General features: G+C 64.4%; 19 protein-coding genes. 14 read left to right on the top strand and 5 right to left on the bottom strand.

The genetic code is table 11. The features are described 5' to 3' along the window. Positions 1-177 precede the first annotated feature (177 nt). Together rpsI and rplM are read right to left on the bottom strand one after the other, a co-directional pair. Positions 178-576, bottom strand: a complete 399-nt coding sequence (gene rpsI / locus ACE3P0_RS05245; protein WP_374400575.1) for a 30S ribosomal protein S9 — start codon at positions 574-576, stop codon at positions 178-180. A gap of 12 nt (positions 577-588) precedes the next feature. After that, positions 589-1,017, bottom strand: coding sequence for a 50S ribosomal protein L13 (gene rplM / locus ACE3P0_RS05250; RefSeq protein WP_374400577.1), 429 nt, complete (start codon positions 1,015-1,017; stop codon positions 589-591). 487 nt (positions 1,018-1,504) lie between these two features. Between rplM and ACE3P0_RS05255 the strand changes: the two genes are divergently transcribed. Next, positions 1,505-1,921 (top strand): OsmC family protein, encoded by a 417-nt coding sequence (locus ACE3P0_RS05255; RefSeq protein ID WP_374400579.1) that lies wholly within the window; start codon positions 1,505-1,507, stop codon positions 1,919-1,921. 80 nt (positions 1,922-2,001) lie between these two features. Here ACE3P0_RS05255 and coq7 read toward each other — a convergent pair whose 3' ends face one another. Both coq7 and ACE3P0_RS05265 read right to left on the bottom strand, forming a co-directional pair. Next, positions 2,002-2,622: a 2-polyprenyl-3-methyl-6-methoxy-1,4-benzoquinone monooxygenase gene (gene coq7 / locus ACE3P0_RS05260; RefSeq protein WP_374400581.1), complete on the bottom strand. Its 621-nt coding sequence runs from the start codon at positions 2,620-2,622 to the stop codon at positions 2,002-2,004. Further along, positions 2,615-3,154 carry an RNA pyrophosphohydrolase gene (locus ACE3P0_RS05265; protein WP_374400582.1) on the bottom strand — a complete coding sequence of 180 codons (540 nt, stop codon included), beginning with the start codon at positions 3,152-3,154 and terminating at the stop codon, positions 2,615-2,617. The genes coq7 and ACE3P0_RS05265 overlap by 8 nt, the downstream gene beginning before the upstream one ends. A 114-nt stretch (positions 3,155-3,268) precedes the next feature. On the opposite strand from ACE3P0_RS05265, the gene ACE3P0_RS05270 reads away from it, so the two are divergent. The 13 genes from ACE3P0_RS05270 (at position 3,269) to ACE3P0_RS05330 (ending at position 21,877) form a co-directional block, all read left to right on the top strand. Next, positions 3,269-5,014, top strand: a complete 1,746-nt coding sequence (locus ACE3P0_RS05270; protein WP_374400584.1) for a proline--tRNA ligase — start codon at positions 3,269-3,271, stop codon at positions 5,012-5,014. 14 nt (positions 5,015-5,028) lie between these two features. After that, a complete protein-coding gene (locus ACE3P0_RS05275; RefSeq protein ID WP_374400586.1) occupies positions 5,029-5,658 on the top strand; it encodes a lytic transglycosylase domain-containing protein in 630 nt (209 codons plus the stop codon). Between the two features lie 106 nt (positions 5,659-5,764). Then, a complete protein-coding gene (locus ACE3P0_RS05280; protein ID WP_374400588.1) occupies positions 5,765-6,145 on the top strand; it encodes a hypothetical protein in 381 nt (126 codons plus the stop codon). A gap of 15 nt (positions 6,146-6,160) precedes the next feature. Further along, a complete protein-coding gene (locus ACE3P0_RS05285) occupies positions 6,161-6,664 on the top strand; it encodes an RNA polymerase sigma factor (RefSeq protein WP_374400590.1) in 504 nt (167 codons plus the stop codon). Between the two features lies 1 nt (position 6,665). Further along, complete coding sequence (locus ACE3P0_RS05290) at positions 6,666-7,451, top strand: anti-sigma factor (protein WP_374400592.1); 786 nt, start codon at positions 6,666-6,668, stop codon at positions 7,449-7,451. Positions 7,452-7,572: 121 nt separating this feature from the next. Continuing rightward, positions 7,573-8,511, top strand: coding sequence for a protein-methionine-sulfoxide reductase catalytic subunit MsrP (gene msrP, locus ACE3P0_RS05295; RefSeq protein WP_374400594.1), 939 nt, complete (start codon positions 7,573-7,575; stop codon positions 8,509-8,511). Then, positions 8,511-9,218 (top strand): sulfite oxidase heme-binding subunit YedZ, encoded by a 708-nt coding sequence (locus ACE3P0_RS05300; protein ID WP_374400596.1) that lies wholly within the window; start codon positions 8,511-8,513, stop codon positions 9,216-9,218. The genes msrP and ACE3P0_RS05300 overlap by 1 nt, the downstream gene beginning before the upstream one ends. A gap of 90 nt (positions 9,219-9,308) precedes the next feature. Further along, a complete protein-coding gene (locus ACE3P0_RS05305) occupies positions 9,309-11,969 on the top strand; it encodes a polysaccharide deacetylase family protein (protein WP_374400598.1) in 2,661 nt (886 codons plus the stop codon). A gap of 152 nt (positions 11,970-12,121) precedes the next feature. Further along, the gene (gene glgX, locus ACE3P0_RS05310) at positions 12,122-14,257 is read left to right on the top strand and encodes a glycogen debranching protein GlgX (protein ID WP_374400600.1); all 2,136 of its coding nucleotides are present in this window, start codon (positions 12,122-12,124) and stop codon (positions 14,255-14,257) included. 101 nt (positions 14,258-14,358) lie between these two features. After that, positions 14,359-17,061, top strand: coding sequence for a sensor histidine kinase (locus ACE3P0_RS05315; RefSeq protein WP_374400602.1), 2,703 nt, complete (start codon positions 14,359-14,361; stop codon positions 17,059-17,061). 138 nt (positions 17,062-17,199) lie between these two features. After that, complete coding sequence (locus ACE3P0_RS05320) at positions 17,200-19,392, top strand: TonB-dependent receptor plug domain-containing protein (RefSeq protein ID WP_374400604.1); 2,193 nt, start codon at positions 17,200-17,202, stop codon at positions 19,390-19,392. A gap of 74 nt (positions 19,393-19,466) precedes the next feature. Then, a complete protein-coding gene (locus ACE3P0_RS05325) occupies positions 19,467-19,982 on the top strand; it encodes a YfiR family protein (RefSeq protein ID WP_374400606.1) in 516 nt (171 codons plus the stop codon). Further along, positions 19,979-21,877: an ATP-binding protein gene (locus tag ACE3P0_RS05330; RefSeq protein ID WP_374400608.1), complete on the top strand. Its 1,899-nt coding sequence runs from the start codon at positions 19,979-19,981 to the stop codon at positions 21,875-21,877. The genes ACE3P0_RS05325 and ACE3P0_RS05330 overlap by 4 nt, the downstream gene beginning before the upstream one ends. 74 nt (positions 21,878-21,951) lie before the next feature. Here the strand turns inward: ACE3P0_RS05330 and ACE3P0_RS05335 are convergent, their stop codons facing one another. Then, positions 21,952-22,563 carry a PEP-CTERM sorting domain-containing protein gene (locus tag ACE3P0_RS05335; RefSeq protein ID WP_374400610.1) on the bottom strand — a complete coding sequence of 204 codons (612 nt, stop codon included), beginning with the start codon at positions 22,561-22,563 and terminating at the stop codon, positions 21,952-21,954. Between the last annotated feature and the right edge of the window lie 46 nt (positions 22,564-22,609).

Raw genomic sequence — 22,609 nt, forward strand, 5'->3', positions numbered from 1 at the left:
TGCTTCTCCTCAGTTTCAAGTGACGCGCGCGCCACGCTTGTGCGCAACACGCAACAGGAGAAGCTTAGCCAGCAAATGTTTCAAAACGACTAAAGTGCAGAAATTCGCATTTGCAGTACGCGGAAAAACAAAAAGCCCGCTTTCGCGGGCTTTTTGACTGAGCAACTGAAACGGCGATCAGCGCTTCGAGAACTGCTTGCGACGACGTGCGCCGTGCAGACCAACTTTCTTACGCTCGACTTCACGTGCATCACGGGTCACGAAACCAGCCTTCTTCAGGGCAGGCTTCAGCGTCTCGTCGTAATCGATCAGTGCGCGGGTGATGCCATGACGCACCGCACCGGCCTGGCCCGACTCACCACCACCGTCGACGTTCACCATGATGTCGAACTTGCCGATGGTCTCGGTGACTTCCAGCGGCTGGCGCACGATCATGCGGCCCGTCTCACGGGAGAAGAACACGTCGACCGGCTTGCCGTTCACAACGATGTTGCCGCTACCCGGCTTGATGAAAACGCGTGCCACAGCAGTTTTGCGGCGGCCCGTGCCGTACTTGTAAGGATTCGCGATCGCCATTACTCGGCTCCGTTAAATTTCGAGGGCCTTCGGCTGCTGGGCGCTGTGCGGGTGAGTATCACCGGCGTAGCACTTCAGCTTCTTCAGCATCGCGTAGCCCAGCGGACCCTTGGGGAGCATACCCTTGACGGCCTTGGTCAGAACGCGATCCGGGAAGCGGTCTTGCAGCTTCTGGAAGTTGGTTTCGTAGATGCCGCCCGGGTAACCCGAGTGACGGTAGTACTTCTTGTCCAGCGACTTGGTACCGGTCACACGCAGCTTCTCGACATTGACGACGACAATGAAGTCGCCGGTATCGACGTGCGGCGTGTACTCGGGCTTGTGCTTGCCGCGAAGGCGACTCGCAATTTCCGAGGCAAGACGGCCCAGAACCTTGTCGGTCGCGTCTACCACGTACCAATCACGCTTAACTTCGTGCGGCTTGGCCGAAAACGTCCTCATGAGAATGTCCCTTGATTTCTTCTAGGACCCGTTCCAGGCCCAAATGCGGAAAGCCGGCAATTCTACGCGCCAACTTCTTCCAAAGTCAAACACTGATCGAAAAACACAAAAAAAAACGCAGCCCGAAGAGCTGCGCCAAGTCCACACCAAAGGAGGAGGGTGGAGGAGACAAACCCGGGATTGCTTCGGCTCGCTGTTGCGGCACCGAATCAATCACTACGGTTTGGATTATGGGCGCCGGGCTTGTGCATTGCAAGGTTCCAGACCACCTCGCCGAACGAACCTCTTTATATCGAAATAAGTCTGCCTTATGCGGACACAAACCACTGATTTTTAATAAACTAATTTAGTGACTGACTTGTCGTTCAGTAGCCCGCCGGCAGCACATACGCCAAACAATGATGCGATGCAGCATTTTCGGTCAAGCGGTAGAATGCGCCCCTCCCCTGCTCGTAGCTTGAGCCCCCCGATCAGAAGAGGATGAAGAATGGAATGCAGCGTGAAGTGGGTTGATGGCGCGACTTTTCTTGCCAGCACCGGAAGCGGCCATTTTGTAACCATGGAAGGCGCCGCCGACGCAGGCGGGCAGAACCGTGCGCCGCGGCCGATGGAGTTATTGCTCGCCGGGGCCGGCGGTTGTTCCGCCTTCGACGTGGTAACAATCCTCAAACGCGGCCGGCACGCGGTAACCGGGTGCGAGGCGCAGCTCAAGGCCGAGCGCGCCGAGACCGACCCGAAGGTGTTCACGCGCATTCACTATCACTTCATCGTGCGAGGTGCGGCGCTCAAGCGCGAGGCTGTCGAGCGAGCGGTGAGCCTGTCAGCCGAAAAATACTGTTCGGCCTCCATCATGCTCGGCAAGACCGCCGAGGTGACGCACGACTTTGAAATTATTGAAGACTGAGTCCTGAGTGAATACGAACGACAACGGCGGCCCAAGGCCGCCGTTGTCGTTTTGAACCACTCCGACTGCGAACCGGATGCTCAGATCCGGTAAGCCACCGTCGTCATGACCTTGGAAGCAAGCTTCATCGCGAGCCGGGCCGGCGCAGGCAACTCCACGGCGCCGAGCGCGACAGCCGTATCGGCGTGCCCGGCTTCGTCCTTGCGCATCTGGTCGAGGATCGCGAGCGAACGTCCATCCTGGTGCGGCACCCGCTCCATATGACCGGACAGATGGGCTTCGACCTGACGCTCGGTCTCGGCAAGAAAGCCCAGATTCCAGCGATCGCCAAACCTCCCCGCGACAACGCCGATCGACAGCGCGCCGGCGTACCAGAGCGGGTTGAGCAGGCTTTTGTGCCCGCCCATATCGCCGATCCGCTGTTCAGTCCAAGCGAGGTGTTCCGTTTCCTCATCGGCCGCCTGACGAAGCGCCTCGGTAACCGACGGGTCGCTGGAAGTCAGCGCCTGCCCTTGGTAAAGCGCCTGTGCGCAGATCTCGCCAACATGGTTGACCCGCATCAGGCCGGCAACATGCGCGCGCTCCGCTTCGGACAACTCGGCCTCGGGCTGATCGGCGCCCGGGGTCGGTCGCACGCTACGGGCCGGTGCAAAGATCGTGCGAAGCGCGCGATCGAATTCGATGATCAGTCCGTCAATCATGATTGCTCGGATGCGCCTCACTCAATGTATAGGCCGGCGGCCGCTCGGGCGCATGCACGCCGCGGAACAACACGCCGGAGAGTTCATTCAGTGCAAGTCGATAGACCTGACGCTTGAACTCGATCACCGCTTCCAGCGGCACCCAATAGCCCGCCCAACGCCACGCGTCGAACTCCGGCTTCTCGGTTGCCCGCAGAGAAACGTCCGAATCACGGCCAAGCAGCCGCAACAGGAACCAGATCTGCTTCTGTCCACGATAGGTATTACGCCACTCTCTTTTCACCCAGTGGCGTGGGACGTCGTACCGCAGCCAACTGCGCGTGCGACCAAGAATCTTCACGTGCTCCGGCCGCAAGCCCACCTCTTCGAAGAGCTCGCGGAACATAGCCTGCTCGGGCGATTCCCCATGCTTGATACCGCCTTGCGGGAACTGCCAAGAATGCTCACGGATACGTTTTCCCCAGAAGACCTCGTTTCGCGCGTTGACCAGGATGATGCCGACGTTGGGGCGATAACCGTCCCGGTCGAGCATGAGAACCACCTGAAAATTAGCTGAATTGCCACGAATTCTTCCACATGCGGCAAACGAAGGAAAGCGACGCCCCCTGCGGTAAAATGGTGGTTTGCCCCGATTTAGCGATTCGACATGCGCGCACGCCAGTTCTTCATCACGACCCTCAAGGAAGCCCCCGCCGACGCCGAGATCGTCAGTCACAAACTGATGATGCGTGCGGGCCTGATCCGCAAGCTCTCTGCCGGGATCTACAACTACATGCCGATGGGCCTGCGAGTGATCCGCAAGGTCGAGCACATCATCCGCGAGGAAATGAACCGCGCCGGCGCGGTTGAACTGGTGATGCCGCTGGTACAACCAGCCGAGCTGTGGCAGGAAACCGGCCGCTGGGACAAGATGGGCCCGGAGATGCTGCGTTTGAAGGACAGGCATGAGCGCGACTTCGCGATGCAGCCGACTTCCGAAGAAGTCGTGACCGACATCGCCCGCCAGGAGCTGAAGAGCTACCGCGCGCTGCCGAAGAACCTGTACCAGATCCAGACCAAGTTCCGCGATGAACGCCGGCCGCGTTTCGGCATCATGCGTGGCCGCGAATTCATGATGAAGGATGCTTACTCCTTCGACCGCGACGTGGAAGCGGCCGGCAAGAGCTACGAGAACATGTACGCCGCCTACCGCAAGATCTTCGACCGTCTGGGCCTGACTTACCGCGCAGTGGCTGCCGACACCGGCGCGATTGGCGGCGATCGTTCGCATGAATTCCAGGTGATCGCCGAAACCGGCGAAGATGCGATCGTCTACTGCCCGCAGTCGGATTACGCCGCCAACATCGAACTCGCCGAAGCCCTGCCGCTGCTGGCGGAGCGCGCTGCGCCCACGCAGGCCCTGAACAAGGTGCCGACGCCGGGCAAGAGCACCTGCGCCGATGTAGCCGCCCTGCTGGGCACCTCACTCGCCAACACGGTGAAGTCGCTGGTGCTGGCGACCGACGAGGTCGACGAGGCCGGAGCGATCGTCAAGAGCACCGTCTGGCTTCTGCTGGTGCGCGGCGATCACGAACTGAACGAAGTAAAGGCGGGCAAGATCGAGGGCCTGAAAGACGGCTTCCGCTTCGCGACCGAAGCCGAAATCGTCGAACACTTCGGTTGCAAACCGGGATACCTCGGTCCGGTCGGACTCAAGAAGCCGGTCAAGATCGTCGCCGACCGCACGGTGGCCTTGATGAGCGACTTCATCACCGGCGCCAACGAAGTCGACTTCCACATCGCTGGCGTGAACTGGGGTCGCGACCTGCCGGAACCGGACGTCGTTGCCGACATCCGCAACGTGGTCGAAGGCGACGCCTCGCCTGACGGCAAGGGCACGCTCGCGATCCAGCGCGGCATCGAGGTCGGCCATGTGTTCTACCTCGGCACCAAGTACTCGAAGGCAATGAACGCCACCTTTCTCGATGAAGACGGCAAGCCGAAGTTCTTCGAGATGGGCTGCTACGGCATCGGCGTGACCCGCATCCTGGGCGCGGCGATCGAACAGAACCACGACGCGCGCGGCATCATCTGGCCGGACTCGATTGCACCCTTCACCGTCGCGATCTGCCCGATTGGCTACGACCGTGCGGAAGAAGTGAAAACGGCCGCAGATGCGCTTTACGCCGAGCTGACGGCCGCCGGTATCGACGTGATCCTGGACGACCGTGGCGAGCGCCCCGGCGCGATGTTCGCCGACTGGGAGCTGATCGGTGTGCCGCATCGCGTGGTGCTGTCCGACCGTGGCCTCAAGGAAGGCCAGGCTGAATACCAGGGCCGCCGCGATGCGGAAGCGACGAAAGTCGCAGTCGCCGAGCTGTCGGCCTTCGTAAAAGCCCGCGTCGGGTCGTAAACAGAAGCATGCGCATGAAGTCGCTGCACGCCCTGCCACTGATCCTCGCCCTGCTCGCCCCGGCCGCCTTTGCCGGCGCACAGCGGGAGGAGGATCTGTCGGCGAGCGTGCGCGCGGCGCTGCACGGCGCCGTGTCGGATCGGGCCGCGCCGGAGCCGATCTTCCCCAGCGCGGTTGAACGCGTGACCTGGATCAGCGAGATGTCGCAGCGCCTGATCAAGCGCATGCCAGATCCGAAGGAACGCGTCGACTTCCTCAAGACAGTCTATTACGAGGCGCAGCGCGCCGGCCTCGATCCGCAGTTGGTGCTAGGCCTGATCCAGGTTGAAAGCGGCTTCAAAAAGTACGCGGTGTCGCCTGTCGGCGCGCGTGGCTACATGCAGGTGATGCCGTTCTGGGTGCGCCAGATCGGCACGCCGGATCAGAACCTGTTCCATATCCGCACGAATCTCCGCTACGGCTGCACGATCCTGCGCCACTACCTCGACATCGAGAAGGGTGACCTGTATCGCGCACTGGGCCGTTACAACGGCAGTCTGGGTCGCCCCGAATACCCGAACATGGTGCGCGCCGCATGGGAGCGCCAATGGGGCTGGCGGCCGGTGGGCAAGGTGGCGCAGCAGACGCTGCCAACACGCAATTGAACCCGGGCATGGGCGACCGGTAGCTGCTTGCAGGAAGTTCGGGGCGACGGAATAAACCCGCCGCCCCGGGTGTTTGTGAGGTATTCACCCACGGAAGGACACCGCCATGCGCATCGTCACGATCAGCCTATTCGCTGCAGCCCTCCTCGCTGGCTGCGCCACGTCGAGCACGAAAGCACCGACCCCCGCCACCGTGCGAGACGGCATCCTGACCAGCCATTCAGGCATGACGCTCTACACCTTCGACAAGGACAGTGCGAACAGCGGCAAGAGCGTATGCAACGGCCCCTGCGCCACCAACTGGCCGCCGATGTACGCCGCGCCCGACGCGAAGGGCGGTGGCGACTGGAGCGTGATCAAGCGCGACGACGGCAAGCCGCAGTGGGCCTGGAAGGGCAAGCCGCTGTATTTTTGGAGCAAGGATGCGAAGGCCGGCGACCGCACCGGCGACGGCGTCAATGGCGTCTGGCATGTCGTAAAGCCTTGAGTTGAAGCCGCGCCGGTGCTCTCGCACGCCCAACTCGTTGCCGAGATTCCGCGCCTGCGCCGCTACGCGCGGGCGCTGACGGGCGATCGCACGCGCGCCGACGATCTGGTGCAGGACACGCTGCAGCGAGCCCTCGAACGCGCGGGCCAATGGCAGGACGGCAACGCGCGCGCTTGGCTGTTCACCGTGATGCACCGGATCTGGCTTAACCAGGTCAGGCGGCCTGCTGTAGAACAGGACGAGGGGGAGGATGGTCTGCCCGATGCGCCGATCAACCCTTTGCAGGATCGCTGGGGTGACAAGCGCGACCTGGAGCAGGCGCTCGGGTTGCTGCCGGATGGACAGCGTGAGGTGCTACTGCTTGTGGCGCTGGAGGAATTCCACTACGACGAGGCGGCCGAGGTGCTCGGCATTCCGGCCGGCACCGTGATGAGCCGCCTGTTCCGCGCGCGCGAGCAACTGCGCCGCCTGCTCGGTGGCGAATCGCTCCCGCAACCTGCACTCAAGCGGGTGAAGTGACATGACGCAGCAAGAGCCCCCGATTTCCAACGACGAACTGCAGGCTTGGGTCGATCGCCAGAGCGATGCCGAGGCTTCAGCCCGTATCGCGACGATCGTCGCGCAGGACGCACTGCTGGCCGCCCGGGCCAGCGCCTGGGTCGGCCAGCGCAACGCGCTGCATGCCGCGTTCGATGCGGTGCTCGACGAACCGATTCCGCAACGTTTGCTCGATGCCGCACGCCCCGCGCAGCGACGCTGGGCGCAGCAACTCGCAGCCGCGCTGGCTTGCGTTGCACTGGGTGGCGTGTTGGGCTACGCCCTGCCACGCCCGGCCAGCGCGCCGGCTGCGGGCGACCCGCTCGCCGGCCTGCCGCGCGCCGCGGCCATCGCGCATGCGGTGTATGTGCCGGAAGTTCGGCACCCGGTGGAGGTGGGTGCGGAACAGCAGGCGCATCTCGTGGCGTGGCTCAGCAAACGACTCGACCGCCCATTGAAGGTACCTGAGCTTGGCGCAAGTGGCTTCTCGCTGGTGGGCGGGCGCCTGCTGCCCGGTAGCGACGGTGGCGCGGTCGCTCAGTTCATGTACCAGAACGACGCAGGTCAGCGACTCACACTTTATGTGCGGCGCAACGCTGCATCGTCAGAAACAGCCTTCCGCTTTGCGGCGGAGCAGGAGCTGTCGGTGTTCTACTGGGTTGACGGTGGTGTGGGTTATGCCCTCTCCGCGAAGCTGCCGCGCGAGTCCCTGATGCAGATTGCCGAGCTGGTTTATCGCCAGTTACAGCAGAACGGCGCACCCGGTTGAACGCAATCGCACGACGCGAGTCGGAGCGAATGTAAGGTCGAGCGCCTTCACCCGGTCTTCCTGAACAAGCGACCGGCCAAGCGAGCGCCGTAGCCCCCACACCCGAGACACGGAGACATCCATGCTCATCCGCATTCAGGACGATGCGCACCCGATCGCGCCGTCCGAGATCACAAGCGAAACGCTTTACCGCGGCCGACGCGACTTCGTTCGCGCAATGGGCCTTGGCGGCATTGCATTCGCCGCGCCGTCAGCCTTTGGCGCTGCCCCCTTGAATGGCATCCAGAAGAGTCCTTTCTCCACGGACGAGAAGCTGACGCCACAGAACAGCGTGATCAGCTACAACAACTACTACGAGTTCGGCACCAGCAAGGACGACCCGGCGCGCAATGTCGGCCGCTTCAAGACCCGCCCGTGGACCGTCCGCGTCGAAGGCCTGTGCGCGAAGCCGCGCACCTTTGCGATCGACGATCTGCTGAAGCTCGCGCCGATCGAGGAACGCATCTACCGCATGCGCTGCGTGGAAGGCTGGTCCATGGTGATCCCGTGGAACGGTTTCCCGCTCGCGAGCCTGCTCAAACTGGTGGAGCCGCTCGGCAGCGCGAAGTTTGTCGAGTTCACCAGCGCCGCCGATCGCGCCAGCATGCCCGGCCTCGCGTTGCCGGTGCTGGACTGGCCCTACACCGAAGGCCTGCGGCTGGACGAGGCGATGCACCCGCTAACGTTGCTGGCGGTCGGCCTGTATGGTGAGGAGTTGCTGGCGCAGAATGGCGCGCCGCTGCGGCTGGTGGTGCCGTGGAAATACGGCTTCAAGGGCGCCAAGTCGCTGGTGCGGATCCGCCTCACCGACAAGCAGCCGGGCACCGCCTGGAACAAGGCGGCGCCGAATGAATACGGCTTCTATTCGAACGTGAATCCGGAGGTCGACCACCCACGCTGGAGCCAGGCCAACGAACGCCGCCTGGGTGAATTTGGCAAGCGCAAGACCCTGCCCTTCAACGGCTACGCCGAGCAGGTCGCGAAGCTCTACGCCGGCATGGATCTGAGGAAGTTCTACTGATGCAAACCACAACGCGCCGCCCCGCGCACGCTGCCCGCAATGCGCCGCGCGGGCCAAGTAACACGCAGATCGCGCTCGCCAAACTGTCGCTGTTCGTGCTGTGTCAGCTGCCGCTCGGCTGGTATCTGAACGGGCTCTGGCAGGACCAGCTTGGCGCCAACCCGATCGAGGCGATCACGCGTGCCAGCGGTGAATGGACGCTGCGCCTGCTGCTCGCCACGCTCGCGGTCACGCCGCTGCGCCGGCTTACCGGCTGGCACTGGCTGATCCGGCTGCGCCGCATGCTGGGGCTGTTCGTGTTCTTCTACGCCAGTCTTCATCTGGCGACGTATCTGTGGCTCGACCAGTTCTTTGACTGGGCGGCGATCGCGAAGGACATCGTCAAGCGCCCCTTCATCACCGTTGGCTTCGCCGCCTTCGTGCTGCTGGTGCCGCTCGCCGCAACATCGGCCAACTTCGCGATCCGCCGGCTCGGCGGCCGGCGCTGGCAGGCACTGCACCGCTCGGTCTACGCGATCGGCGTACTCGGCGTCTTGCACTTCTGGTGGCTGGTCAAACGCGATGTCACCGAGCCCCTGATTTATGCCCTGATTCTCGCCGTGTTGCTCGGCGCCCGCGTCTGGTGGCGCGAGCAGGAGCGCCGCCGGCAACTGGTGCCGCGCGCCGCGCCGCTCGGCAAACGCATCATCCCGATCGTGCAGCGCTAATCGGCGCTGGCGGCACCCGCGACGCAATGCGCAATGCATGGCGTCGCGGCGCAGTACACTCCGCGGCGACTCTTTCTCTGCAAAGCCGCCATGCGCCTCGCCCCTACACTCGTTCTCGCGCTCATGCTGAGCGCCGGCCTGCTTGCCGCCTGCAAGCCCAACGCCTCCGCCACGAGCGCACCGGCCGCGACCATTGCGCCTGCGAGCAGCGCATCCCCGATCGTCGATCTGCTAACCGGCGCACAGCTGTTGCTGGAGCGCTATCGCAAACTGATCGTGCTGCTGGCGGATGAACGTGCGATGAGCGACAAGGAGCGCGCCACCGCCAACCAGGTCGGCCAGGCACTGTTCCATGAAAACCTCGCTGACCGCGCAAAACTGGAAGCACAGATCGCCGAGTTAACAACGACCGGCAACGACCGCCGCTTCGAGACCTTCGAAGCGCTGCTGGCGCAGATCGAATCCGGCAAGGGCCTCTTCGATGCCGACCGCCTCGCCTACCGCGAACTGCTCAAGGCGCTGGAGCTGAGCCTGCAGCAGGATTCCACCTTGCCGGCGATCAAACTGCACAAGCGCGTCGGAGAGGACCTCGACGCCATGCAGGAAATCGAGCACCAGTACGACAAGGAATTGAGGCAGGTATTCGACCGCTTCGAGACGCGCGCAATCGCCCTCAAACGCGAGAAATGGGACGACTACCTCGCGCACCTGAAGACGCTGTATTCGCGCGAGCAGATCATGAAGGACTACGGGCAGATCGTGCCCTACCCGGCGGCAAAAGGCGGCGACGACGACCAGGAAAAGCCGGTGTTCGGCTACGACCTGCCGCCCAAAACCCTGGTGCTGACCTTCGACGACGGCCCGCACAACGCCTACACCGAAGAGATCGCGGCGATCCTCAAGCAATACAACGCCCCCGCGGTGTTCTTCGAGGTCGGCAACAACCTCGGCACGGTGTCGGACGCCGGCAAGCCGCAGCTCGGCGCACGCGCCGGCGTTGCAAAGCGCCTGAAGGCCGACGGCTACGTGCTGGCCAACCACAGCTACAGCCATGCGCAACTCTCAAAGGAATCGGGCGATCCACTGAAGGCTGAAATCAACCGCACCGACGTGTTGCTCAAGGCGGTCGACCCGGCGCCGTCGGGCCTCTTCCGCTTCCCGTACGGCGCAAGCAGCCGCGAGGCAATGAACGAGCTGGCGGCGCTGAAGCTGCGCTCAATCATGTGGAACATCGATTCGCTGGACTGGGCCGACCCGGTGCCCAACTCGATCGCGGATCGCGTGCTCAAGAGCGTGGCGAAGGAAGGCCGCGGCATCATCCTGTTCCACGACATCCACGAGCGCACCGTCACCGCGCTGCCGAAGATCCTCGAACAGCTCACGGCCGAGGGCTACCGCTTCGCCGGCTGGGATGGCAAGGGCTTCACCGCAGCCAACGCACCTGCCTCGCCGGCTGAGGAGAAGACCACGGTCACGACGGGCTACGAGGATTCCTGGGCGGTGGTCGTCGGTATCGACAACTACGCCAAGTGGCCCAAGCTGCAGTACGCGGCGCGCGACGCCGACGCGATCCGCCAGACGCTGATCGATGAATTCGGCTTCGCCAGCGAGCGGGTGTTCAGCCTGAAGAATGGCGAGGCAACGCGCAACGCGATCCTCTCCACCTTCCACGATCGACTGGCGCACGGCGGCGTGAAGAAGAACGACCGCATCTTCGTGTTCTTCGCCGGCCACGGCGCCACGCGCAAGCTCAGCTCGGGCCGCGATCTGGGCTACATCATCCCGGTCGATTCCGACCCGGCGCAGATGGCGTCCGACGCGATTCCGATGACCGAGATCCAGAACATCGCCGAGAGCCTCACCGCCAAGCATGTGCTGTTCGTGATGGACGCCTGCTACAGCGGGCTCGGGCTCACGCGAGGCGGCGGCAACAACAACTTCCTGAAGGAAAACGCGCGCCGCATCGGGCGCCAGATGCTCACGGCCGGCGGCGCCGACCAGCTTGTTGCCGATGGGGGCCCCGGCGGGCATTCGGTGTTCACCTGGACGCTGCTGCAAGCGCTGGGCGGCAAGGCGGACCTGAACGGCGACGGCTTCATCACCGGCACTGAGCTGGCGGCCTACATCGCACCGGCGGTGGCCGGCATTTCGCAGCAGACGCCGGCCTTCGGCAGCCTGCCCGGCTCGCAGGGCGGCGAATTCGTGTTCCAGCTCAAATCCGGCACCGAGTTCCTCAGCCCGAGCACCGAACAGTTGCCGCGCGAGGCCGTGGCACTGAACCAGAAACTCGCCGAAGCGGCCCCCGCTGCGGCAAGCAGTGCGCCGGTGGTGGTGAAGGATCTGCAGGGCAACGAGACCAAACTGGCGGTCCCGAAGCCGGTCGCCGCCAACGCCCGCCAGCTCGCGCAGCGCGCCAACGACCGCGGGCTGCAGCTGTACCGCGAACAGCAGTACGCCGCTGCCGAGGCGCAGTTCACCGAGGCACTCAAGCAGCGCCCCGACTTCGCGCTGGCCGCCAACAACCTCGGCTTCATCTACCTCAAGCAGCAGAAGTACAAGGAAGCGGCGCGCTGGTTCGAGAACACGATCAAGATGGACCCTTCCCGCGCGATCACCTACCGCAACCTCGGCGACGCTTGTGCGCAATCCGGCGACAAGGATTGCGCGCGCAAGGCTTTCGGCACCTACCTGGAACTGACCCCCGCCGGCAGCGGCGCGGACTACGCCCGCCAGCAGCTCGGCCAGCTCTGATCAGCGTTGCCGGGGCCGGCCTCGCACAGGCCGCGGCAGCGTCGGCAGCGCCACCACTGCACGGCTGACGCGAATCGCATGGCAAGGGGCACGCCGGCCTTCTACGATCAAGGTAGCGGCGGGGAACGCCCTGCCTTGACGAGGATCGCCTCATGCCTGCGACATCCGAAGCCGGTTCGCTGCCCACGGTCACGCCCGGCCGCTGGTATCCGCTGGGCGCCACGCTGACGCCCGAAGGCGTCAACTTCGCGCTCTACTCGCGCAACGCCACACGCGTTTTCCTGCATCTGTTCGATGGTACATCGGGCGCCGCCACGGCGGTACTCGAGCTCACCGAACGCGAGCGCTACGTGTGGTACGGCTTTGTCGCCGGCATCAAGGCGGGCCAGTGCTACGGCTACAAGGTGGATGGGCCCTTCGACCCGGCCAACGGCCAGCGCTTCAACCCGAACAAGCTGCTGCTCGACCCCTACGCGCGGGCGATCACCGGCAAGCCACAGAACACTGACAATGTGCTGCTCGGCTACGACGCGCATTCGCCGCTGAAGGATCTGTCCTTCGACGCACGCGACAGCAGCGCCGCGATGCCCAAGGCGGTGGTGATCGACCCGCACTTCGACTGGGGTCGCGACCGGCCGCCGGGGATCCCGTTCGAGCAACTGGTTATCTACGAAACGCATGTGAAAGGCTTCACCGCCGACCCGGCCTCGGGCGTGAAAGCGCCCGGCACCTATCTGGGCTTCATCGAGAAGATCCCCTACCTCAAGTCGCTCGGCATCAATGCGGTGGAGCTGCTGCCGGTGCACGCCTTCCACGCCGAGGACTTCCTGCTCGACAAGGGGCTGACGAACTACTGGGGCTACAACACCCTGGCCTTCTTCGCGCCGGAGCCCGGGTACAGCACGCGCCACACCCCCGGCTGCGAAGTGGTGGAATTCAAGACGATGGTGAAGGCGCTGCACGAGGCCGGCATCGAAGTGATTCTGGACGTCGTCTACAACCACAGCGCCGAAGGCAGCGAACTTGGGCCGACGCTGTCGCTGCGCGGCGTCGACAACCGCAGCTACTACAGTCTGCTGGGGTCGGCGGAAGCGCCGGCGCGCTTCTACGACAACACCACCGGCTGCGGCAACACGCTGGATTTCTTCAGCGCCGCAGTGATCCGCATGGTGATGGATTCACTGCGCTACTGGGTGAAGGTGATGCATGTCGATGGCTTCCGCTTCGATCTGGCCTCGGTGCTCGGGCGCGAGCGCAGCGGCTTCCAGCGCTCGGCCTCGTTCTTCGATGCGGTGGCGCAAGATCCGGTGCTGTCGCGCGTGAAGCTGATCGCCGAGCCTTGGGATCTGGGCACCTACGAGGTCGGCAACTTCCCGGTGGACTGGTCGGAATGGAACGGCCGCTTCCGCGACACGATGCGCCGCTTCATGCGCGGCGACCCCGGTCAGCTCGGCAGCATGGGGCGACGCGTAACCGGCTCGGCCGACCTGTACGGCGACGACGGCCGATCGGCCTACAACAGCGTCAACTTCATCACCTGCCACGACGGTTTCACGCTGAACGATCTGGTCAGCTACGAGCACAAGCACAACGAAGCCAACCTTGAAGACAACCGCGACGGCTCGAACGACAACATCTCATGTAACTGCGGTGTGGAGGGTCCGAGTGACGACCCGGCGATCGAGCGACTGCGCGGGCAACTGATCCGCAACCAGCTGTGCGCATTGTTCTTCTCGCTCGGCACGCCGATGCTGCTGGCCGGCGACGAAGTGCGCCGCACTCAGCACGGCAACAACAACGCCTACTGCCAGGACAACCCGATCGCCTGGTTCGACTGGGGCGCCGTCGAGCGCAACGCCGATCTGCTGCACTTCACGCGCAAGGCGATCGGGCTGACGCGACGCTACACGGTGCTGCAGCGACGCAAGTTCCTGCTCGGGCGCGACATGAATTGCGACGGCGTGGCCGACATCAGCTGGTTCGGCACCGATCTGAATCCGCCACGCTGGGACGATCCGCAAGCCCGCACGCTGTGCTATCGGCTCGACGGGGGCGAGATCATGTCGGCCGCCGGCCGCTACTACCTGTTCTTCATCCTCAACGCCGACAACCGCCTGCAGGACGTCCAACTTCCGCCGGCGGGCGACGGCATGCGCTGGTACCGCATTGTCGACACCGGTCTGCCCCCGGGCGAGGACTTTGCGGAAGCGGGCGCCGAAGTGCCACTGCAACCGGCCGATCACTACCTCGCCAACCCGCGCAGCACCGTGGTGCTGATCTCGCGCTGACACCCGCGGCCCGCACGCCGCTCAAGTCGCGCGCGGGCCTGCCGATAGCCTTGCGATAACGGGCGGCGACCGGCCGGCCCGATCACCAAGGAGCATGGTGCGTGGCAGTCAGCCCTGAGCCATTCGATGTCCTGCGACGCGGCACGATGGCCTTGCTGGCACTTTACGGCGTGCTGGCGCTGGGTTTCGCACTCTCCGCTCCGGCCCCGGCCACCCACTGGTGGAACCCGACTGCCGCTGGCATGGCGCTGGCCGCCGCGTTGGCGCTTGGCGCCCGCAGCACCAGTTCGCCACGCTGGCGGATCGCCGCGCTGCTCACCGCTGGCTTGACGCTCGCTCCGTTGCTGTACGCATGGCCGCCGGCAAGCGTGCCCCACCGTCTCTGGCCGCTGGCGTCACGCGGCTGGCCCGCGCTGCTGTGCACCGTTGCATGGCTGCTGTGGGCCTTCGCCCACCGGCGCGGCGCGCGGCGCGTTGCGGGCCTGCTGACACCGACGGCCATCGCGCTGGTTTGCGGCGGCGCGATGGTGATTGCCGGCAACTACATCCATCTGGACCTGCTCTACGGCCGCCCCGCGGTCGCGGCCCAGCCGCTTCCACTGGCTGCCGCGCTATTGATGCTCGCGATCCTGCTGCTGCGCGAGCGATCCCGCCTGCGGCCGGGCGAGCAGCGCGAAGAATCGCTGATCAGCCGCATCGGCCTCGGCTTGCTGACGATGATCGCCTTCGCAACCGGCCTCATCAGCTTCACGGCACTGCAGGCAGAACTGGAAACGGCGCTCTACCAGCACCTCGAAGCCACGCTGCAGACGCGGCAGTTCGTCTTCTACTCGGCGCTCGACGCGCTACACCTCAACGCCGCGCCGCTGGTACGCGACCGGCAGGTGAGCACCCTGCTCGTGCAACAAGCCAGCCAGCCGGATGCAGCGGGTACGGCGAAACTGGTGCAGACGGTCGATGACCTGCTGCCGCCGGCCAACCCGTCGCAGACGGCTCGCGCCAGCATTGCCCGCGCGGTATCGATCCGCGACGCGCAGGGCAAGGAACTCGCGCGGCGCGGCGACTTCCTCGACGGCACGGTGCTGTGGTCCACCACGCGCCGCCGCAGCGATGTGAGCCTGCTGTGGCACCAGGGCGTGCCCTTCGCGCTGCAGCGGCTGGACATCGAGGATGCACAACGCAACCGCGTCGGCGAAATCGTGATCCAGCATCCGGTGCCTGCGTGGGAACAACTCGCCGAAACCGATTTCGACCTCGGCAACACCGGGCAGATGGCGATCTGCGGGCTCTACCAGGGCAGCGTGCGTTGCCTGCGATCACGCAAGCCCGAGGCACTCTGGATGCCGCGCGACACCGCAGTGCGCAGTTTCATCGACGCCGCCACGCTGTATGGCGAAGCCGGTGACGCAACTACCCCGCAACTGTTGCGTGACGAGCAGGGGCGCACGGCGGTGATCGCCTACCGGCCGATGGGGCGCCTGAACCTTTCGCGCAAGGTCAGCAGCAATGGTTTGATGATGCTGATCACCGTGGACGCGCAGGAGTTCTATGCGCCACTGCGCCGCTTGCTGCATCGGGTACTGCTGTTTGCGTTGCCGACGATCCTGCTCGGCGGCTGGCTGCTGACGGCGTTGGTCCGCCCGCTGGTGCGCGCCTTGCGCGACAAGCAGGCGCGCTTCCGCGAACTGACCGAGCTGTCGTCAGATTGGTACTGGACGATGGACGCCGAGCTATGTTTCGTCGAGATCATCGGCAAGGGGCTCGCTGACGCAGACGTACGCCCGGCCGAGTGGGTGGGCCAAGCACTCGGCGCACTGCCGCTGACGCTGGACGACGGCAGCGAACTCACGCCGCTGCTCGCACGCCTGACGCGACACACTGCATTCCAGTCCGTGGCGCTGCGGCTACAGCAAACCGATTCACCGCCCCGCTACCTCGAGCTTTCGGGCGCCCCGCAGTTCGCCGGTGGCCGCTTTATCGGCTATCGCGGTGTTGGTATCGACGTAACCGAGCGACGCGTTGCGCAGCAACACCTGCAGCGCGCCGAGCAGGAGTTGATGCGCAGCGAGAAGCTCGCCTCGCTCGGCCGCCTCGTCGCGGGAGTAGCACACGAACTGAACACCCCGCTCGGCAACGGCATCACCGCCGCCAGCAGCCTCGCCGGCGAGCTGCGCGATTTCGGCCGGACCATCGAAGGCGGCAGCCTGCGCCGCAGCGCACTGCAGGATTTCACCACCCTCGCGCAGCAGACGGTGAACCTGATCGAACGCTCGCTCGCCCGCGCCGCCCACATCGTGCAGCAGTTCAAACAGGTTGCCGTGGATCAATCGTCCGAAGGGCGCCGCCACTTCCTGCTGCATCAGGTGACCGACGAGCTGATCAGCCTGCTGCAGCCGCGCCTGCGGCCACGTGGCATTGCGCTGGAGATTGCGATCGCACCGGATATCGAGATGGATGGCTTCCCCGGCGCACTGGAACAGGTGATCGAGAACCTGGCGATGAACGCGCTGATCCACGCCTTCGAAGGCCGTACAGAAGGCGCGCTGGAAATCACCGCGCAGCGCCATGGTATTGACCGCGTACGCCTCGTGGTGCGAGATAACGGCCGCGGCATGGGCGACCGCGAGCTGGCGCGCGCCTTCGAACCCTTCTTCACCACGCGGCTGGGCTCCGGCGGCAGCGGCCTCGGCCTCTACATCGTGCACACGATCGTCTGCGACGTGCTGGGCGGCAGCGTATCGCTGGACAGCGCCGAAGGCGCCGGTTGCGTCGTCACGCTCGATCTACCGCTCACCGCCCCCTGAGCCGCCCGCGGCAACAACGCACCGTTCAAGTGCGCCGCCGCCTTGCCGTTAGTTAAGCTTGCATACGAATTCGCAGAAGCTGGCGGGCGCGCCCGGGAAAACAGCCGGCAAGCCACGACGTAAGGCGGGAGGGGAAGCATGCGGCAACACATACTGCGGATCGGCCTGCTTACGCTGGCTGTGCATGCTTGCTGCGCCACTGCGCAGACGCCGGACGATGCTTCGGTGCTGGAGCTCGACCTCGGCCAGCTGGGCAATGTAGCGGTTCCGCAAAGCGCGACGATCACGCCAACGACCTCGCGCCGGGTGCCTGCATCGGTCACCGTGATCGACCGGCAGATGATCCACGACACCGGCGCGCGCAACCTGTTCGACCTGCTCGAAACCTACGTACCCAGCTTTCACTACCTGCCCCACCACTGGGAAGCGCCGCACATGGGCATGCGCGGGCTGATCGGTGACCGTGAGGACAAATACCTGATCGTGCTGAACGGCCGCGTGCTGAACGAACGGACGCACTTCGGCGCGATGAGCGAACGCGATCTGCCGATGCTCGACGATATCCAGCGCATCGACGTGGTACGCGGCCCGGGCTCGGTGGTGTACGGGCCGGGCGCGGTGTCGATGGTGATCAGCATCCAGACCGAGAGCTACAGCGACACGAGTGCGGACGGCGCAACGGTGAAGCTCGGCGCGGTAGAACAGTTCCAGAGCCTGGAAGCGAAGAAGCGCATTGCCCTTGGCGACGAGCGGCACGGCCTGCTGCTGTACGCCGGCATCGCGAACTACGACGGTGCCTCGCCCGATGATACGCCGGTGGTGTACGGCAACACCTTCAACACCGCGTGGGGACAACAGGTCAAAGCGGGCGAAGCTGCCCCCTTCGACTATCAGAACAACCACGCCGCCTTCCGCGACCAGCCCAAGCTCAAACTGCATGCGGACTATCAGCTCGACAACTTCCGCGCTTGGCTGCGCTACACCCGTGGCGGCGAAGAACTGGCGTGGGAACACAAGGTGTTCGGCACCAAACCGATCGGTTCTGCTGCGCCCGGGACACCGCAATCAGCCATACCGGATCAGGGCGTTGGCTACCAGCAGCTCACGCTGGACATGTCGCAACGCTGGACGCTGAGCCCGGCAATGTCACTCGAGCTCAAGGGCGGCTATGACAGTTTCGACTACGAGCGCGTGTTCGCCAACGTCGCCGCGCCGTGGAACCAGGTCGAGAGCCATCGCGAAGAACAGTACCTGCTGCGCGCGACGCTCAGCGGGCAGGCGAGCGCAACACAATCCCTCGCTGCCGGTGCCGAATACAGCTACTCAGGCTACGGTTTGAAGAGCCCGGGCTACCCGGGCGCCGCCCCCTACTCTTCGTCGCTCGGGCTGATGAGCGAATGGGGTTCCGCAGCCTACGGCATCTTTGCCGAACACCAGTGGCAGGTGTCGGATACCTTGACCAACTTCCTCGGCCTGCGCGCCGACAAGGACGACTACACCGAATGGATGTGGTCGCCGCGCTGGTCACTGGTGTATGCGCCGAACGAGACGGACACGTTCAAGTCGGTGGTGAGCCGCTCGGTACGCAAGAACAACGCGGAAGAGCTGCGCAAGCAACACCTGGCGGGCCAGCTATCCACCCCGGAACAGCTCCAGGGCATTGAGCTGATCTACCAGCACGCCCTCTCACGCGCGCTGCGGCTGGATCTGGCGGCCTACTACAACGACGTAGAAGTAATCGGATTCAACTCCACGACACTGGCGCCAACCGCCGTTGCCAATTTCACCTACGGCGGCATCGAACTGGAACTCGAATACAAGACCGACACACTGCGCCTGAGCTTTTCGCATGCCTACACCAAACTCGATCACTTCGAGGTCGAGCCCGGCGCACGGCAAAAGATCTCGGTGGCCAATCTGGGCTATGGCAATGACCTGAGCAACTGGAGCAATCACATGAGCAAGCTCGCCGCCGTGTGGCAGGCGAATGCAGACTGGCGCCTGAGCGGTGCGCTGCGGGTGTTCTGGGGCTACCCCGGCTCGCAGGACACGACGCAGGCCACCAACGACATCAACAACAAGATCATCCCCGGCCCCTACTCCAGCACCGCAGTGTCCGACCCTGGCTACACCGACAGTTTCCAGGAAGCCGTTTTCCTCGATCTCGGCGCATCCTGCCGCGTGTTCGGCAACGACACCGTGGCGCTCAACGCCTACAACGTACTCGGCTGGGTGGATTCGAAATACAACAAACGCATGTACCTGATCGATGTGAGCAACTACCGCGCCGAGGCTCCGGCCGTGGCGCTGACCTATCGTCATGCCTTCTGACACCGGCCCAAAACTTCTTCCCCCTTGCAGGCGCAACCCGGCACGCACGCATCGCCTTGCCTGCCGCTAACACGATGTCACGCTGCGTGCTCCTGATCCGCATCGGCATTCTTGCCGCGGCCCTGTCAGTGCAGGGCGTCGTCGCCCATGCAGCGCCGCTCGATGCGCAGGTGAAAGCTGCCTACCTGATCAACTTCACCCGCTACATCGTGTGGCCGTCCACCGCTGGGCACATGCTGTGCCTTGTCAGCGCCGACGAAGTGGCTGACTGGCTTGAGCGCAACCAGGGCAAGAGCGGGCTACCCGTGCGGCGCCTGCTCGAACCGGCGGAAGTCGAGGGCTGCACGGTGCTGTTCCTTGGCCGCGACAGCACGCAAACCCGTAACTGGCTCAGCGCGGCGCGCGACCGTGCGATCCTGACTGTGAGCGAGCAAGGTGGTTTTCTGCAGAAGGGCGGCGTGATCAACCTGATTCCCCAAGGCAACACGCTGCGTTTCGAGGTGAACCTCGACAGCGCGGTGCGTGCCAAGCTGCAATTCAGCTCCCGCCTGCTCGCGCTGGCAGCCCATGTAGAAGGTGGCGGCCAATGAAGCTCGAACGGCGTCTGATCCGTCTCAGCGTCAGCGTGCTGCTGTTGGGTGTCGTGCTGCATCTGGCGCTGCTGCTGGCCTATGAGCAAAGCACCTACCGCGACCGCATCCTGCAGGATCTGCGCGGGCGCGCGGAGATCCTCGCGCTCAACAGCGCCGCGGCGATTTCGTTCGACGATGCTCGCGCCGCCAACGAAAACCTGCTGACTCTGCGCGCCACGCCCAGCGTCATGCTTGCCTGCCTCTACGGCGAGCGCGGGCGCGTCCTCGCAAGCTACCGCCCCGACGGTGGCACGCCCTGCCCACCCACGCAGGGCGTCGTGCAAATACCGGGCGCGATCCGCCATCTTGAGCCGGTGCGGGTGCAAGGCCAGATCATTGGCCAACTACTGCTGCAGGAGCGCCTGCCGTCTCTGGCGGAACGCCTGCCGCGCTACGGGCTGATGCTGTCCAGCAGCATCGCGGTCGAAGCGCTGCTGGTGCTGGTCATGGTGCTCACGTTGCGCGCCCGCGTGATCAAGCCGGTCAATGAACTGGCCGCACTCGCCGCCCACGTCACGGAAGCCCGCGACTACGCACAGCGCGTCCACGTGCGTGGTGACGACGAGATCAGCGAACTCGGCACCGCCGTCAACCGCATGCTCGCCGCGATCGAGGAGCGTGCCATCGCGCTTCGCGAGAGCGCCCAGCTCCTGCAGGCCCTGATCGACCACGCACCGGCCACGATCACGATGAAGGGCGACGACGGCCGCTACCTGCTGGTGAACGAACAGTTCGCCCGCCTCGTCGGCCAACCGGCCGAACAGATCCTGGGGCAAGGCGACGGCACGCTGTTCCCACCGCAGCTTGCGCGGCTGCGCGAAGAGCTCGACCAAGCAACAGTACTCGCGGGCAGCGCGCAACGGCACGAGGAAGAATTTGGCGATCGCACCTGGCTGACCGAGCGCTTCGCGCTGCGCAACACGGCCGGCGAAATCTACGCCGTGTCCGCGATCTCCACCGACATCACTGATCAGCGCGAAACGCAGGCCTCGCTAGCCGATGCGCTGGCGCGGCTCACCGAGCTCAACGAGTCACTCGAAAGCCGCGTCGCGCAACGCACGGCGGAACTCAAACAGGCGATGGAGCAACTCGTGCAAAGCGAGAAGCTCGCCGCACTCGGCAGCCTCGTTGCCGGCATTGCGCACGAGCTCAACACGCCGATCGGCATGGTGGTCACCGCCTCGTCGAGCATGGCAGACCTCGCCCGCAGCTTCGCCGGCCAGGTGGCGGACAACCGCGTTTCGCGCAGTGGTTTCCAGCGCTTCCTCGAGGATCTCGCAACCGGCATGGCGCTGATCGAGAACAACAGCCTGCGCGCCGGCACGCTGATCAACGATTTCAAGCAAGTCGCCGTGGATCAGACCAGCATGCGGCGACGCAGCTTCCAGCTCGATGAACTGATCGACAACACGCTGCACGCACTCGGTCCGCTGTTCAAACACTCGCCTCACCGGATCGAAAGCCGCATCGAGGTCAACATCGAATGCGACAGCTTCCCCGGCGCGATCGAACAGATCCTCACGAACCTGATCCAGAACGCACTGATACACGGCCTGGCCCAGCATCCAGGCGGCCTGATCGAGCTGGAGGCCCAGTGCGAAGGCGAGACCGTGATACTGGAAGTTCGCGACAACGGCTGCGGCATCGCGCCGCAGCACCTCGCGCAGATCTTCAACCCCTTCTTCACCACCCGCCTGGGCGAAGGCGGCAGCGGACTCGGGCTCTACATCGTGCACAACCTTGCTGGCGGCATCCTCGGCGGCAAGATCGAAGCCTTCAACGCCGACAGCAGCGGGGCCCGCTTCCGCCTCAGCTTCCCGCGCATCGCGCCACACCGCGTCCGCACACCGTAAGCCTGAGAGTACAAACAAAAGGGGCGCCGCAGCGCCCCTTTCTCAAGCCTGCGGCCAAACCGCAGCAACCCTGCTCAGCCGCGCTTGCGGCGGCGTGCTGCGAGCGCGGTGATGCCAAGGCCCGCGAGCATCATCGCGTAGGTTTCCGGTTCCGGCACGGCCGCGGTAATCCCGGCGCCAGAAACAGAAAGGACGTCCAGCTTCATGCCGTCGCTCCGACCACTTGAATGCCACGTTACCAGATCGAGATTCGTCCAATTCAGGTTCTTCGTGAACGCCTCTCCCCACGCCGGCACCCCAGAAGGATCCTGTCGCGTAAAGCCATCGGCGGTGTAGATGGCGCTGCTAACCCTCGCGACCTCAACGCCGTTCCGGTAGCCGTAAATCCAATAGTCCGCCTTGCCCTCGTCCCATTCGGGAGAGGAGGGATCATCGACAGGCTGGGGTCCCCAGCCTGCAGGCCAATCAACCTTGAACGTCGTCGAATCAAGGCTGAACGGCACTCCGTCGGTCGACCACAGCGCTGCATCGGTCCAGTCAAGGCGAACACCGTTGATCGTCTGAAACGATACCCAGACGTCGGAATCCGCAACCGGATCGTAGTGGTCAAAGTCGAGCCTCGTCGCCGCAGCAGCGGAACCAACGAGACCAACAAACAGGGAAAGCGCGAGAACTGTGCGTTTCATGTGCGAAACCGATCGTGATTGAGAACCGACGAATGATATCTGAATG

This window comes from Niveibacterium sp., from assembly GCF_041909475.1.
GTDB lineage: Bacteria > Pseudomonadota > Gammaproteobacteria > Burkholderiales > Rhodocyclaceae > Niveibacterium.